The sequence below is a fragment of the Furfurilactobacillus cerevisiae genome, assembly GCF_048961765.1.
Classification (GTDB): domain Bacteria; phylum Bacillota; class Bacilli; order Lactobacillales; family Lactobacillaceae; genus Furfurilactobacillus; species Furfurilactobacillus milii_A.
In genome coordinates this window covers 2,416,906-2,431,021 of the sequence record NZ_CP185253.1, presented here as the reverse complement: position 1 = coordinate 2,431,021, position 14,116 = coordinate 2,416,906, and the positions used below count along the sequence as shown (strand labels likewise).

The 14,116-nt window shown below is 44.2% G+C and carries 13 protein-coding genes; 9 read left to right on the top strand and 4 right to left on the bottom strand.

The genetic code is table 11. The features are described from left to right. The first annotated feature begins 6 nt into the window (after window positions 1-6). From ABUE36_RS12040 to ABUE36_RS12030, 3 genes are all read left to right on the top strand, one after another. Window positions 7-1,002: an NAD(P)/FAD-dependent oxidoreductase gene (locus ABUE36_RS12040; RefSeq protein WP_161001839.1), complete on the top strand. Its 996-nt coding sequence runs from the start codon at window positions 7-9 to the stop codon at window positions 1,000-1,002. 140 nt (window positions 1,003-1,142) lie between these two features. Continuing rightward, complete coding sequence (gene lepB, locus ABUE36_RS12035) at window positions 1,143-1,736, top strand: signal peptidase I (RefSeq protein WP_162855653.1); 594 nt, start codon at window positions 1,143-1,145, stop codon at window positions 1,734-1,736. A 243-nt stretch (window positions 1,737-1,979) separates the two neighbouring features. Further along, the gene (locus tag ABUE36_RS12030; protein WP_421016801.1) at window positions 1,980-2,423 is read left to right on the top strand and encodes a MarR family winged helix-turn-helix transcriptional regulator; all 444 of its coding nucleotides are present in this window, start codon (window positions 1,980-1,982) and stop codon (window positions 2,421-2,423) included. Here ABUE36_RS12030 and ABUE36_RS12025 read toward each other — a convergent pair. Further along, a complete protein-coding gene (locus ABUE36_RS12025; protein ID WP_096109805.1) occupies window positions 2,420-3,349 on the bottom strand; it encodes an IS30-like element ISLpl1 family transposase in 930 nt (309 codons plus the stop codon). The two genes, ABUE36_RS12030 and ABUE36_RS12025, sit on opposite strands and share 4 nt — an antisense overlap. A gap of 717 nt (window positions 3,350-4,066) precedes the next feature. Between ABUE36_RS12025 and ABUE36_RS12020 the strand changes: the two genes are divergently transcribed. After that, a complete protein-coding gene (locus tag ABUE36_RS12020) occupies window positions 4,067-5,344 on the top strand; it encodes a CPBP family intramembrane glutamic endopeptidase (RefSeq protein ID WP_161001555.1) in 1,278 nt (425 codons plus the stop codon). 554 nt (window positions 5,345-5,898) lie between these two features. Here the strand turns inward: ABUE36_RS12020 and ABUE36_RS12015 are convergent. Then, the gene (locus ABUE36_RS12015) at window positions 5,899-7,986 is read right to left on the bottom strand and encodes an LTA synthase family protein (protein WP_161001556.1); all 2,088 of its coding nucleotides are present in this window, start codon (window positions 7,984-7,986) and stop codon (window positions 5,899-5,901) included. A gap of 219 nt (window positions 7,987-8,205) precedes the next feature. Between ABUE36_RS12015 and ABUE36_RS12010 the strand changes: the two genes are divergently transcribed. The 5 genes from ABUE36_RS12010 to ABUE36_RS11990 all read left to right on the top strand — a co-directional run bounded on the left by ABUE36_RS12010 (window position 8,206) and on the right by ABUE36_RS11990 (window position 11,844). Next, window positions 8,206-8,865, top strand: a complete 660-nt coding sequence (locus tag ABUE36_RS12010; protein ID WP_161004489.1) for a histidine phosphatase family protein — start codon at window positions 8,206-8,208, stop codon at window positions 8,863-8,865. 346 nt (window positions 8,866-9,211) lie between these two features. Continuing rightward, window positions 9,212-9,700, top strand: coding sequence for a GNAT family N-acetyltransferase (locus tag ABUE36_RS12005; protein WP_017261499.1), 489 nt, complete (start codon window positions 9,212-9,214; stop codon window positions 9,698-9,700). A gap of 66 nt (window positions 9,701-9,766) precedes the next feature. Beyond that, window positions 9,767-10,228: a MerR family transcriptional regulator gene (locus ABUE36_RS12000; RefSeq protein WP_161001558.1), complete on the top strand. Its 462-nt coding sequence runs from the start codon at window positions 9,767-9,769 to the stop codon at window positions 10,226-10,228. A 3-nt stretch (window positions 10,229-10,231) separates the two neighbouring features. Continuing rightward, window positions 10,232-10,861 carry a TMEM175 family protein gene (locus ABUE36_RS11995; RefSeq protein WP_347877370.1) on the top strand — a complete coding sequence of 210 codons (630 nt, stop codon included), beginning with the start codon at window positions 10,232-10,234 and terminating at the stop codon, window positions 10,859-10,861. Window positions 10,862-10,866: 5 nt separating this feature from the next. Further along, on the top strand, window positions 10,867-11,844 hold the full coding sequence (locus ABUE36_RS11990; protein ID WP_161001559.1) for a linear amide C-N hydrolase: 978 nt from the start codon (window positions 10,867-10,869) through the stop codon (window positions 11,842-11,844). 250 nt (window positions 11,845-12,094) lie between these two features. On the opposite strand, the gene ABUE36_RS11985 is transcribed toward ABUE36_RS11990, so the two are convergent. After that, window positions 12,095-13,021, bottom strand: a complete 927-nt coding sequence (locus tag ABUE36_RS11985; RefSeq protein WP_161001560.1) for a magnesium transporter CorA family protein — start codon at window positions 13,019-13,021, stop codon at window positions 12,095-12,097. Between the two features lie 42 nt (window positions 13,022-13,063). Next, on the bottom strand, window positions 13,064-14,110 hold the full coding sequence (locus ABUE36_RS11980; protein WP_421016800.1) for an ElyC/SanA/YdcF family protein: 1,047 nt from the start codon (window positions 14,108-14,110) through the stop codon (window positions 13,064-13,066). Window positions 14,111-14,116: the final 6 nt, after the last annotated feature.

Genomic DNA, 14,116 nt, shown 5'->3' with positions numbered 1-14,116 from the left:
TTAATAATGAATGAAACAATGTATGATTTAACAATTATTGGTGGCGGCCCCGTCGGTTTATTTGCTGCTTTTTACGCAGGTTTGCAGGAGTTAAAAACGCAAGTTGTTGAGAGTTTGCCCCAGGTCGGTGGCCAATTAACCACGCTGTATCCGGAAAAACGCATTTTGGATGTGGCTGGTTTTAGCCATGTAACAGCGCAAGAATTAGTCGACAAGTTAGTGGCACAAACGAGTGAATTCCCAGTTACGATAAAGACGGAAACAACGGTGACTAACGTGAGTGGTCAACTGGGTGATTTCACGATCACGACCAACAAGGATGTAACCCATTCTAAGGCCGTTTTGGTCACTACGGGTAATGGTGCTTTCACGCCGCGTAAACTGGCTGTGGATAATGCAGAGGCGTTTGAGGGGCGCAATCTATGGTACTTTGTGCCGAAGGTCGCTCAATTTAAGAATCATGACGTGATGATTGCTGGTGGCGGAGACACTGCCATTGATATTGCGTTGATGTTAGAACCGGTGGCCCATCATGTATATTTGATGCACCGCCGGGATTCGTTCCGAGCGTTGCCACACAGCGTGACTAGGCTGAATGAATCCAGTGTTGAAACGGTTACGCCTTATCTTGTGAGCGGGCTGGCAGCAAACGGCAATCAGGTAACAGTCGACTTAAAAGAAATGAAAACTGACAATCACCGAGCGGTTACCGTGGACGATCTGGTTGTGAATTATGGCTTTATTTCTGATCACAGCGTGTTTGAAAACTGGGACCTGCAGTTTAACCAAAACCGGCAACAAGTGGCTGTCGATGGTAGTATGAAAACTAGTATCGACGGCATTTATGCCGCTGGCGATACAGCCAGCTATGATGGTAAGGTGGCCTTAATTGCGACAGGATTTGGCGAAGCAGCTACGGCTGTTCACGCAGCTGCGTTTGCTATTGATCCGCATCACCGTGGCCCAGTGCACAGTACGTCGGTTCACTTACCCAACGAATAATCAGTGAAAACGATAACTTCTGACAATTATTGTTTTTATCGCTTTATGTCGGTTGAAAAACGGCTATAATGGTATCTACTAATGTCTTTTTAATTTATGTAAAAGCCCTGTGAAAGGATGTGCTTCACATTAAAAAAGTTATGAGCTGGGTGTGGCCAGTTTTAATTGGTTTTGCCATTGCAATGTTAGTTAAATGGCTTCTGATTGCACACGTACGTGTTGACGGCCCCTCGATGTTGCCTAACCTTCAGAATGACGAGCGGGTGTGGGCCTTTAAGCAGGCGCCATTAAAGCATGATCGTGTCATCGTATTTAAGGCTTACGGTGTGGACCCACAGGCGACTGATACTAAAGTTATGTATGTTAAGCGGATTATTGGAATGCCTGGAGACACGATTGATTATCATGCTGATGGAAAGTTATACGTAAACGGTAAGTTTGTTTCTCAGAGCTATATCACCAAAAAACAGCAACAGGCTGGTACGTTAACAGCTTTGCCGCATAACGGTAACGACTACAAAGGGTTTAATCTAAAAACACTTAGCTATGATGAAAACTGGACACGTAACGCTGGCGTCACTAAAGTTCCTAAGGATAGTTACTTTGTTCTCGGGGATAATCGTGCGGTATCAAACGACAGTCGGTACTATGGCTTCGTACCGAAGAGCAAAGTTGTCGGCGTCGTTAAAGCCTATCCGTGGTCAGAGCATCATGAGCAAATTAACGTAAAATGAATTTAATTTAGTTGAAGAAGGGACGATAACGCCAAGTTTAGGCATTATTGTTTCTTTTTTTATGCAATAAATTTGGTTAAATGGGTATAATATTAATAAGTTTATGGTATTTTTTAGGTTTCTCAACTACAATTAAGTACAATTCATTTCATAAGTTTAACTTTAATCACTTGGGCAAAGCTATAAGTGGATCAAAGACAACTGGGTTTATTACAGTAATTTTTGAGAAAAGGGGTTCTCGTAATGTCCGAACCAATGAATAATCAGGAAAATGTTGATGCAATGGTTGCAGTATTGTGTGATCACTACGTTAACGAAGTTTATGTTGCTAATCGTGCGGCAATTAATTTTGTTAATCATTTCGGCCTTAATTTACAAACAGCCGTTTTGTTGAGACGAATCGCTGCAAACAAAGGCATCACCGTGTCGCAACTTACCAAGGAAACGCCATTTTCAATGAGCGTTGTCTCGACACAAATTGGTAAGCTGTTAAAGGACGATCAGGTTGAAATGAAAACAACCGCTGATGACCGCCGAACCAAATTGGTTTTCTTAACCAATAAGGGTGTTCGTTTGCATCACAAGATTGAAAAGTCAATTCGTGAATCAGTTGAAAGTTTAGGTGACACCATTTCAATTGAAAAAATCGATGATGCAATTAAGTTAATTGGTAGATTGCAAATTTAATCCGAATTTTTGGACAAATTGGTCAGCATAACCTGATACGGTGTTTTCCAGTCAAGTATTTTAAGCGGTCTCTGGTTAATTTGGAGTAACGTCGTCGTTAAATCTTGAGCACTAATGTGCTCAAAACGAGTCCCCTTAGGATAAAAATAACGTAAATTCCGATTAAAGCGTTCATTACTACCACGTTCAGCTGGCGTATAAGCATGACAGTAATAGGTCTTAATACCATATTGTGATTCAAATGATACTAGCCCACTAAACTCAGTACCACGGTCCACAGTAAAACTGTGCACCGGTCCATTAAAAGTTGTTAGGAACTTAGTCAGTGCTTCATTAACACTCGCTGTCGTTCGGTCCTTTAACCGATATGCCCAAAGGAACCGTGATTTGCGATCGATTAAAGTTAATAAAACTGCCTTACTATGCCCACGAGGGCCAACGACGGTATCTAGTTCAAAATCACCGATGCGATTACGTTGATTAATCATCATGGGACGCTGTTCAATCGATCGCCCCAAAGATTGATTATATTTGGATCGTTGGTCAACGTTACGCCGTTGGCGTACGCCATGTTCAGGTAGATCATTCAAGGAGAAACCAATTCTCCCCTGATTTAGCCAATTATAAATAGATTTAGTCGCTAGTTTAAATTCGTGAGCAATCATTCCTGGTGACCAGCTTAGATGTAAATGGTTGAGAATTGTTTGCTTTAACTCATCGCTCAGCTTAGTTTTCCGACCACATCGTGATCGCTTGTATTCGGCATCTGTTTGTGCTAATTCAGCCTGATAAGGTTGACATCGAGATAATTCATAAGAAATTGTTGACGGTGATCGGTTCAGCCGAACGCCCATTTGGATATTGGACAGCCCTAGTTCACAAAAGGTTTCGATTTTAATTCGTTCGGAATAGGTTATACTAGACAAAAGATCAGCTCCTAAAAGATGGGTTTGTTGTAAACACCATTTTAAAGGAAGCTGATCTTTTTTGTCCGAACAGCGTTCGGATTAATTTTACAATCTACTAATTGAACAACTTGGTGCATCCTTACCGACCTTCGAATAAAAAAGACATCAATGCGGATATTTATAGCGTGTTGGTGTTTTTTTGTGCGCTGGAAAACGGTGATTATCTGATCGCTTGCGGTTGCCAACATTGACAGGCTCGCCGTGGGACCGGTTCAAGCCGGAAGGGCCCCGTCTTTCACCTCGCCGTAAAGCCTCGTGAAGACCGCGAGTCTTTCCGACCGTCCGTAACCTAAATTCGGGCAAATCACCGAATTAACGTTACCTTCACGGCTCGGTATCAATGTTAGCGCCCTCCAGTTCACATAGTTACAAGCTTGCACATCGTTTAAATGTCAGTTTCTGACATAACGGGAGTGTGAGATGAACGGTTGTTTTCAACTGTTGGCGGTAAATAATGCATTCTACAAAAAAGTAGATTGCTTCTTTCTCATCATCGCGGTTTTAATCTCTTATTATGATTGCCTCGCATCAGCACGTTGATATATTTTTAGTGATATGATTATAAAATCATAAGAGGATTCCAGCAAAATTAAAGTGACCGATAAAACTTTAATAAATGATTGGAAATTTCCGTTATCGAATAACACGAAATTACTAAAACGAAGGTGAGCGGATATGGCAAGACAGGGGTTAACGACAAACATAGGATTGCGACGCTGGTTTTTCGTGCAGGTAATCATTCAAGAGCTTATTTTGATTGCAGGGCGTGTTGTACTCCATCAAAGTCGAACTACGCTGGTGGTGCTACTGGATGTGATGCTGGTATTGAATTTATTAGGATTGATTTTGTTGGCCCCAAATGAGGAAACATTAGCAAATCGTCATTGGTTCAAACGTTTTCTGTATCGTTTTAATCACTATGGCCAAGTATTTGTTCAGACGGTGACGGTTTCATTGGTACTTTGGGTATTGGCGGCTATCTGTGTGAAGCGGTTACACGTTAATGCTAATGGTGCTGCAATCGTAGTCTTTATCATGTCATTGCTGGTTTATATTCCTATCGGCGTGTTTGCATACGGCCGTATTGAATCATTGGTTGGCCGGATAGTGGTCCTCTTTTCAGTTGGGTTTGAGGTCATCGTGGCTGCGCCAGAAATTGCGGTCATGGCGTTTGAAAAGACATTGGCGCCAGTAGTAAAAGACCTGGCAACCAGTGGTTTTGTCGGTGCCTTTAGTTTCGTGATTATTACGGGCTTTGCAATGAAAGTTTGGGGATTCCGTTTGCCTCGATTTGGGTTTTCCAGAACGGCACAGTGGTGGATCGTTGTTTTACTGGCATTGTTTTGTGTTGGCTACGTCATTTTTAATAGTTTTGACGCAGGAACATCGTTTAGAACACTGTGGAAATTCGACTTTCACATGAAGTCACCGACATTCAAGATGATGTTAAACGGAGTGGAACCTGGAATCGTGGAAGAATGGCTACTTCGCTTTGCCACGCTTAGTCTCCTGATGCGTGCGTTTGAGTTTTCACGACATCAGTTTGGTTGGTCCGTGGCTGTCACGAGTATTTTGTTTGGCCTGTTTCATCTGCCAAACGCACTTCAGGGGCAAAGCTGGTCAGCTACGTTTGAACAGGCGCTGTCGGCAGCCAGTATCGGTTGTTTGTTAGCCGCTTTGTATTTGTACACACGTGCTTTGTGGTGGCCGATGTTGTTCCATTTCAGCGTTGATAGCTTTGCGTTTATGAGCAGTGGCACCCAGACGATGGGTAAGCCAGGGATGTTTGACTGGTGGATGACTGTTATCCTAGCCGTTATCTTTATCGCCATCACCATTTTCTTACTGACAGGTGAGCGGGGCCGCAATGCCAAACGGAATTTTCCAGAATTTACTGGAAATGGGTTGCTTTTCGGCGGTTCAGTTGCCTTTCAAACGTTTCCGACCCGTTAGTTATGTCGCTTACAGTTGCCAACATTGACACGCTCGCCGTGGGACCGGTTCAAGCCGGAAGTGCCCCGTCTTTCACCTCGCCGTAAAGCCTCGTGAAGACCGCGAGTCTTTCCGACCGTCCGTAACCTAAATTCGAGAAAACCACCGAATTAACGTTACCTTCACGGCTTGGTGTCAATGCTGGCGCCATCCAGCTGATATAACTGGAAATTTTGTACGTAGCATTTTTAGCACTAAATTGGCAGGCAACCAACAATCTACTATGTGAGTGGAGCTGACCGAAGACAAAGTTCCGTGTCGGCCACACTTGGCGGCGGAACTTTAGCCGTTTAGTGTTGCGGGATGACTTATGAGACGTGGGTTTCGGCTCATAATCAAGGTTAAAGACTCCGGGTTTAAGGAGGCTGAGACCGGTCCCAACGGAACGGCGTTTTCGGTCAGCGTAGCGGTTGTAATCAAGAATGTTATGTCGTAGACAATTTAGAAGTAAACAAATACCCATCGCAATGGTTAATTTCCGTTTGCGATGGGTATTTGTGTGGTATTGAAATGGATCAACGACCCTTGTCATCAACCTCAGGAGCATCCGTGTGATATAAGCCTTCGATTGATTTATTACCATTTTGACTGTACAGCGAGGTGCTACCGACACCGCGATCGCGTTCGATCTGCTCGGCTTTCTGTAACCCCTTCGTGTACTTATATTTGCTAGGGTCAACTGGGGTAAAACCATCTGGTTTGTAGAATCGCAATAGGTTCTTTTGATTCAATGAATCAGAGAGGCTCAGTTCCTTAGTCACCTTGGCCTGCTCAGCGGCTGTATGTTTCTTCTGTGCAGCCGTTAGATTAGCTGGTTGACCAGTTTTGTTGCTGTAAATGGTGCCAGAAAGAGACGTGTAAGTCGGTGTCACAAAGTCTTGATTTCGGAAGGCCACAACCTGATCATGGTGTTTGGAGAAGAGGTCGGTACCAAACTGAACATACTTTTTGGAGTTGATGCCCAATAAGTGGAGCAGTGTTGGTTCAACGTCAATTTCACCACCATATTGATGCTCGATCTTACCATGACCATTGCCCGGAATATGAACCATAAATGGCACACGCTGTAGCTGGGCGTTGTCAAAATTGGTCCAATCGTCTGGGTCCTTCCCAAGGACACTGGCGAGATTCTTGTTTTCTGAATTGGAAATTCCGTAATGGTCCCCGTAGATGACGATCATTGACTTGTTATAAAGCCCTGATGACTTCAGGAAGTTGAACAGTTCTTCAACGGATTGGTCCAGATAGTGGTTCGTGACAAAGTAGTTATTCACCGCGGAGTCATCGGTGTCCGTTGTTTTGAAGTTGGGATCCTGGTCTTCTTTGCTTAGTTCAAACGGGAAGTGATTTGTAACGGTCAGATATTTAACGTAAAACGGCTGTTGCAGATGCTGGAGGTACTTCACGGAGTCGTCAAACAACAGTTTGTCCTTCAAGCCATAACCCATAGAACGATCACCACTGTGGTTGTAATACGGTTGTGAGAAGAAGTATTGATAACCTAAATTTGGATATACGTTATTTCGGTTCCAGAATGTTGGCACGTTACCATGGAAAACGGCAGTGGTGTACTTTTCAGGTGACTGTTCGAGAATCGCCGGTGCGGCCTGGAAGGTTTCGTCGCTGCCCAGTTGGGCAAACAACGATCCTTGTGGCAGACCATACGTACCTGCTTCTAGCATGTTTTCTGCGTCAGACGTTTTCCCTTGGCCCACTTGATGGAAGAAATTATCAAACGCATAGGTATCCTTAGAATGATAAATGCTGTTTAAAAATGGCGTGACTTCTTTACCATTAACTTTTTGGTCAATCGAAAATTGTTGGAAACTTTCAAGGTGAATCACAATCACGTTGCGGCCCTTAGCAGCACCAAACATTGTTTTATTTGGAGCGGCATAATGTTTTTGCGTAAAGTCAGTGACATCCTTTAGTTCAGACTTGGTGGCCGCGGCCCGCATTGAGGATGTGTGCCATTCACTAGCACCATCGTAAGCGGTGAAAAAGTCTAGTCCGAGGTACTTAACCACATATGTCCGGTCAAACGTCCGCGTCATTAATTGAGAGCGGTCCATTTCAGCAACAGCTAAGTTAAATGTAATAAACATAAGAGCAAACGACGTCACGGCGAAGCCGGTCTTTTTCGGCAGTGCTAGTTTGTCAAACTTCAACCAACGAAAGGCAAACAGCAGAATTAAAATGACTAAGTCCAGCCAATAAAGGACATCATGGGGCATGGTCAGGGCGAGCGAACTGCCTGATAAGCCCTGATTGACTTTGTCGTAGCCAGTCATTGTCGAAACCGTCATGTAATCGGTGAATTCACGGAAGTAAATCACATTCAGATAAAGTAAGACAGTATTTAAAATGTAGGTTAACGTCAAGATTGGATAGAAGAACCGCGCCCGCCGTGCATAAAAAGCGAGGCCGAATAATAGAAGGCTGGTTCCAATCGGATTGATGGCGACAATGAAGGCTTGGACGGGATCACTAATGGAAATGTGAAAGTCGATCGCGTATGCCAACATCGTTTTGGCCCAAAAGACAAAGACCAGAAGCCAGAACAAACCGATTCGGGTGTTAAGTTTTGCTTGCAGCTTACGCATGAATCAAGGTCCTCTTTTTAAATTTACTCGTCAAAAAGCATATGACATAGTTTACCACGTCGGCCAATGGCTGTTCACTATTGGCAAATTGACCTTACGCAAACTTTAACCGGCTAAAGAATGTTTACGTTCCGCAAAGAAGCCCGTCAATTTTACTTAACAGCGGCACCGTCGTGTATAATAGAGTCTAGAAAACATTAAAATTTGGGGGTTATTAACATGGCATCAGTGACACTGTATTTAGTCCGTCATGGACAAACTTATTTTAATATTTATAACAAACTGCAGGGTTGGAGCAATTCACCGCTGACCGACAAGGGTCTAGCAGATGCTAAGTCAGCTGGTGAACGGTTAGCTAATGTGTCGTTTGCCGCGGCCTATTGTTCTGACACAACGCGGGCGCAACAAACGGCTGCAACGATTTTGACTGAAAATAATGTTTCAAATGTCAAACAGCCGATTAGCAGTCCGTTTTTCCGCGAACAGTTCTATGGTTCGTTTGAAGGCGAAAACATGAATTATGTGTGGGACCAAGTCGGCCGTCCACATGGATTAAATGGGTTTAAAGAAATCGAAGAAAAATATTCAATTGCCAAGGCGAAGGACTTCATGAAAGAGGCCGATCCGTTTCATGATGCTGAAAGTAACGATGAATATTGGCAGCGAATCGATCGTGGTTTTGATTTAATTCGTGAAAACGATGATCTTTCTGATGGCGATAATGTACTAGTTATCAGTCACGGCAATACGTTGCTCAGTCTGATGGAGCGTTACGGTGGCGGCAAGTACGATCTCAGCGTCCGTCCAGAAAACGGCAGTGTAACCCGCCTTTCCCTCGACGATCAGAAGATTACGGTGTTGGGGTATAACGAAAAGTAGAGTGCTCACGAAGCCCGGGAGAAGGCGAGCAATAACGTGGAGGTGATGAGAATCAAGCGGTCTTTGCTTGGTTTTCATCAGCTTCGGGTTATGCACAGTCTTCTGGGCGGCAGTGACACGTTTTGGCTACGTAGTAGTTTTGCCTGTGCAATCGTCAGTTTCAGTTGTGCACAGGCTTTTAGGGCTGAGAGCGCGTTATGGCTATGTAGCAGTCGAGAATCAAGCGGTCTTTGCTTGGGTCTCATCAGCTTCGGGTTATGCACAGCGTTCTGGGCGGCAGTGACACGTTTTGGCTGCGTAGCCTCACGACATCAATATAAATAACAAAATAACTAAGGAGCAATTAATGAGTTTATTTCACTGGGGTAAGAAGAAAGAAGAAAAACCAGAACTTGATATTGAACAACTTAAGGGAACAGACGGCAAGGTTTACGAAGATGCTGTATCCGTCCGCCTAGCTGTTTTTGTCGACGAACAAGGTATTGATAAGGAATTAGAGTTGGATGGTCATGACGAAGACGCAACGCACTATGTTGGTTACGATCATGGCACACCGGTCGTGACGGCGAGGGTCAAAGCCTTAGATGATGATCTACTTCAGATTCAACGGGTTGCAACCATTGACTGGGCACGGCACCGTGGTTACGCCGTCGCGCTGATCAATCAGATTACGGCTGATGCCAAGGAAAATGGTTTCAAGACGTTATATCTAGAAGCGCAGGAAACGGCTATCAGTTTTTATGCCAAACAAAGTTTTGAAGCTTATGGTCAACCATTTTTGGAAGCTAACATTTGGCACCGTAAGATGACTAAGGAACTATATCCAGAAGAGTAGGACAGTAATGTTACTGTGGACAGCATAATGAAGTTCAGCAACACGCATTAACCTGGAGGTGGGTGGATGGCGCGAACAAGTTTGCGCGACACCAGTAATGGTAAAATTTTTAGCACGGCGAATTTAATTTTCGGTATTGGCCAGATTAGCAAAATGACGAATGTGTCAACTCGTCAACTTCGGTATTGGGAATCAAAGGGATACATTAAGCCTAAAGAGCGCGAAGATGGTAATACGTCGCGTTTGTACGGGTATGACACGTTTTTAAAAGTGTCTGGTATCAAACTGATGTTGGATGAGGGATACACCTTAGCTGCCTCTGTTGAACGCACAGATGCCTTGATGGCGGAAGCGTTCAATATTCGTGGTTTTTTGCTGGATGCGTATCATGGCGAGGCCACGATTGATGGGCAAACAATGCTAGACCTTGGTTATTTTGATGAAGATCATACGCAACGTTTGTACGCTCACAGGACGGCAGATAATCGCGTCCATTACGTTGTTAAACCAGAAAATGGAGCAAATTGATCGATGATGTCTAAATCACGTTTGGAAGCATTTAGTGATGGCGTTTTTGCCATTTTGATTACGATTCTTGTATTGGAATTTCACGTTCCAGAATATCACCAAGGCCATTTAGCAGCGGCAATTGCGCAACAGTGGCCGGAATTTTTGGCTTATGCAGTCTCTTACTTTTATGTTGGGACATTATGGCTCTTTCACCACGATTACTTCGCGAGCTTGAGAGTGATCGATCGAAATTTGAACCTGATTAATTTGTTATCAATGTTTAGTGTCACGTTGTTGGATTATCCAATGAGCCTGGTAGCGACAGCCATTGCAGAACGAAATACTGCGGACATCCGCGTGTCGTTTATGATTTATTCAGCAGTGGCGTTATTCATCTCTTCCGTTTACTACTTGATGTATCGCTATCTGTACACCCATCAACAGATGATGGACAAGAACCACTTTGTGTTTGATCGTGGTATTAAAATGGATCCTTTACGGTCAATGGTGTTGTATGGACTAGCAATCATCACCTCAATTTGGTCCAATTGGATTGGCGGGATTTTGTTGTTGGCAGGCATTGCGTTTCACTTTATTGCTTACTTGCATCTGAGCCATAATCGACGTCAAACCAGTAAGCTGGAGGCTTAACACTTATGTGTACCAGTATTTTTCAAATTGCCTGTGACGGAACCCACGTACTATCACGGACGATGGATTGGCCGACGCTTGATGTCAGACCAACGTTTGTGCCACGGAATTACGAATGGCAAAGCGATTTTGACAATCGTGTGCATAAAAATCAGTACGCGATTGTCGGCAGTGCGTTTCAATTACCACATCGTATCGACATGTCTGATGGCGTTAATGAATGGGGGCTGACGGCACAGAAATTGACGTTTGCCAATGGTTCCAAACGTGCCATTGAGCGGCGTGACGACAAAGTGCAACTGGCGCCTTATGAGTTTGCATTTTGGTTGCTAGGTAACTTTCGGTCGGTGGCAGAGATTGAAGCACACATTGACGAGGTCGAACTTATGGCTGACACGTACAGTGATCGTAAGTATGGACAGGCAGAACTGCATTTTGCAGTGGCTGACCGCACTGGAAGAATGGTGGCCATTGAACCGACGATTATGCCAATGCGGATTGTCGATGACCCACTGGGAATTTTGACAAACGTACCCAATTTCGAAAAACAGATTGACCGATTAACTGACTATATGGAATTTACTCCTGAATTTCTGGCGGGGCAGGTTCCGTTAAATACCGCCAAGGTCACTACCGGTAACTTATCGGGTAAGTCGATTCCACCTGGTTCCTATAGTCCGTCGTCACGTTTTATTCGTGCGGCTTACTTCAAAGAACGGGCCAATCAACCATTTAATGAAGACGATGCCATTATCAGTAGTTGGCACTTATTGGATGGTGTCGCGGTACCGAGAAACACAGACCATCAGCAAACGTATTCTGTTTATCGCGCAGCAGCGGTTTGTGAGAGTCGCACGTACTACTTTGAACCATATAATCGAGAAAGCATTGTGAAGCTGCAGCTGACTGATGACATGTTGGCGTGGCAGAAACCAGTCTTCTACGATGTGGCTGATGAACTGCAGGTGACATCGGTACGATAATGTGAAGGCAAGTGGATTGTCGTTCAGAAATAATTAGTTTAATAATACAAAGAAGAGGTTGTGACATAAGTTTATTGGGGACGAATAATATGAGCAATATCGCGCTCCAAAGCCCTGAGAATTCCGCTTAACCCAAAACTGACCCATTCCCAAAGTTCGGGAATAGGTCAGTTTTACGTTAATGCTCGTTCTCAAACCAGACTTGTGTCACAGCTCCTTCTTTATTGTGGTGACGAAAAGTATCACCCATCTACCGATCAAAAAAACGATAGTGTCGCAAAATGAGATAAACAACGGCGCCAAGCGCAATCATGATCAAAATGGTAATTTGCCAGCCATAGGGATTGTGCTCAAATGGCAGTGCAACGTTTTCACCAAAGAAACCAGAAACGATGGTCGGCACAGTCATGATGATTGAGTAAGCTGTCAAGAATTTCATCGTGTTGTTCAGACTGTTATCAATCAGGTTTGAATAAGCGTTTGACACACGCTCAACCACGTCCGAAGCCATCTGGGCCATTTCTAGACCTTGTTGCGATTCAACTAGTATATCCGTAATATGTTCATTTTGATCTGCATTGACCGGTACGACTGGGGTCCGCTGCAGATCCTTAAGCATGTCTGTATTGGTTTTTAACGCAGTCAGATAGTAAACCAAACTTGTCTCAAGGTCCATGAGTTCGTTAATGGCGCTATGTTCAGGATTGGTTTTCAAACTCCGCTGAATCTCTGCCCGTCGCCGATCAATTCGATTGATTTTGTCCAAATAAGTCGTTGTCAGTTTGTACATCAATCCTAAAATGGCATCGATTGGTTGCTGCTGCTCAATGGGCGGCAATTTTAATGCAGAATTGGAGTTGATAACTAGATTATGCACATAGTTCGTGGTACCACTGGTGAACGTATATACCCGTTTGCCTTTGAACAGAAAACCAATTGGCGCGGTGGCTGCTTCAGGGGAGTCATCCGGTAAATCAGTGATGACATTAAAAATCATCAGTGAAATACCCGCTTCCTTGTCAAATTCGATGCGGGCACGTTCACTAGGGTCGGTTGCGTACCCGTACATTTCTTCGGTTAGTTTGTAACTTTGAATGAGACGGCGATGCTCAGCAGCTGTTTCATCCTGCACATCGACCCATTCAAAGTTGTTATTGATTTCAATTGGTGTCAGCATAATTTGCCTCAAAAATTCAGAATAAAATCGTTTACAGTCCTATTAACCATAGAACCATGGAATTGCAATTGTTAGAACAACAATCAGAATCAGCGCTAATAGATGGCGTGTTTTGTGTAACCAAGTCAGGGCTGCATATTCACGAATGAGACCGCGATGATAGTAATGTGACCGTGTTGGCGCAGCAATGCCACGACTGTTTAATTTGAGCATCGCAGCGAACACTGAGGCCCGAAAGACGTGAAAGTTATTGGTCACAAATTCGATTGTTGGGTGTGGCTCATGAATGACATCGAGTGAATATTGAAAATTTTCAAACGTACTTGTTGATTTTTCTTCCAAACGGATCGCCGCGGCGGGATAACCGTTTTCCTTCGCGTAGGCAGCCATGGCCGAGGATTCACTGATGGTTTCATCAGCGCCCTGACCGCCGGACATGATCAAAATCGGCCAGTCGCCAGTTTCGTCTTTGGCAATACTGCCAACGCGCATCGCCGTGTCCACACGCGATTTCAATAGCTTAGACAGTTGATTGCCATGATGTAACCCACTGCCAAGAACGATCACGTAATGTTCACCGTGCAGTTTTGTCTGACGTGGGTAAGTCCAAGTGGCCACGAGGAAGTCAGCAATTGTGATACACATGTAAGCACCCAACAGGGTGAGTGCCGTGTTGACGTACTTCATTGGTGTCAGTAAGTCGGTAGGCCAGACGTGAGCTGGAATAAAGGGCAGGACAGCCAGTGCAAGCCCAAGGATGATCGCAAAAATGGTTAACGCGCGAAAATGACGCCGTAATGGTCGAAAGTGCCAGTTGATCAACATGACCCAATCGAATAAGCCAAGTGTGAGAGCCAAGAAAGCGAGTGCACTGAGAACCCGCCAGCCAATGTGATGAGTGTCTGACAGTGATGCCAATAAAATAATTGGCATGCCCAGTAAAATAACGGCTCCAACGACGAGATACCAAGAATTCAAGAGGCGTCGGGGATCGTGACGATAACCAAAGATAGCCAAGGTTACGGCCACAATAAAAATAAGTGCAGGAAAGAAAATTAGAAAATTAGTCACTTGCGATAATGAAAACATGGAAAC

What these genes read in the sequence shown, in the direction of transcription:
- ABUE36_RS12030 (WP_421016801.1), top strand. Translation starts at nt 1,980, where the DNA reads ATGTCCGAACCAATGAATAATCAGGAAAATGTTGATGCAATGGTTGCA.
- ABUE36_RS12015 (WP_161001556.1), bottom strand. Translation starts at nt 7,986, where the DNA reads ATGCGTAAGCTGCAAGCAAAACTTAACACCCGAATCGGTTTGTTCTGG.
- lepB (WP_162855653.1), top strand. Translation starts at nt 1,143, where the DNA reads ATGAGCTGGGTGTGGCCAGTTTTAATTGGTTTTGCCATTGCAATGTTA.
- ABUE36_RS11990 (WP_161001559.1), top strand. Translation starts at nt 10,867, where the DNA reads ATGTGTACCAGTATTTTTCAAATTGCCTGTGACGGAACCCACGTACTA.
- ABUE36_RS12005 (WP_017261499.1), top strand. Translation starts at nt 9,212, where the DNA reads ATGAGTTTATTTCACTGGGGTAAGAAGAAAGAAGAAAAACCAGAACTT.
- ABUE36_RS12000 (WP_161001558.1), top strand. Translation starts at nt 9,767, where the DNA reads ATGGCGCGAACAAGTTTGCGCGACACCAGTAATGGTAAAATTTTTAGC.
- ABUE36_RS12020 (WP_161001555.1), top strand. Translation starts at nt 4,067, where the DNA reads ATGGCAAGACAGGGGTTAACGACAAACATAGGATTGCGACGCTGGTTT.
- ABUE36_RS12040 (WP_161001839.1), top strand. Translation starts at nt 7, where the DNA reads ATGAATGAAACAATGTATGATTTAACAATTATTGGTGGCGGCCCCGTC.
- ABUE36_RS11995 (WP_347877370.1), top strand. Translation starts at nt 10,232, where the DNA reads ATGATGTCTAAATCACGTTTGGAAGCATTTAGTGATGGCGTTTTTGCC.
- ABUE36_RS12010 (WP_161004489.1), top strand. Translation starts at nt 8,206, where the DNA reads ATGGCATCAGTGACACTGTATTTAGTCCGTCATGGACAAACTTATTTT.
- ABUE36_RS11980 (WP_421016800.1), bottom strand. Translation starts at nt 14,110, where the DNA reads ATGTTTTCATTATCGCAAGTGACTAATTTTCTAATTTTCTTTCCTGCA.
- ABUE36_RS11985 (WP_161001560.1), bottom strand. Translation starts at nt 13,021, where the DNA reads ATGCTGACACCAATTGAAATCAATAACAACTTTGAATGGGTCGATGTG.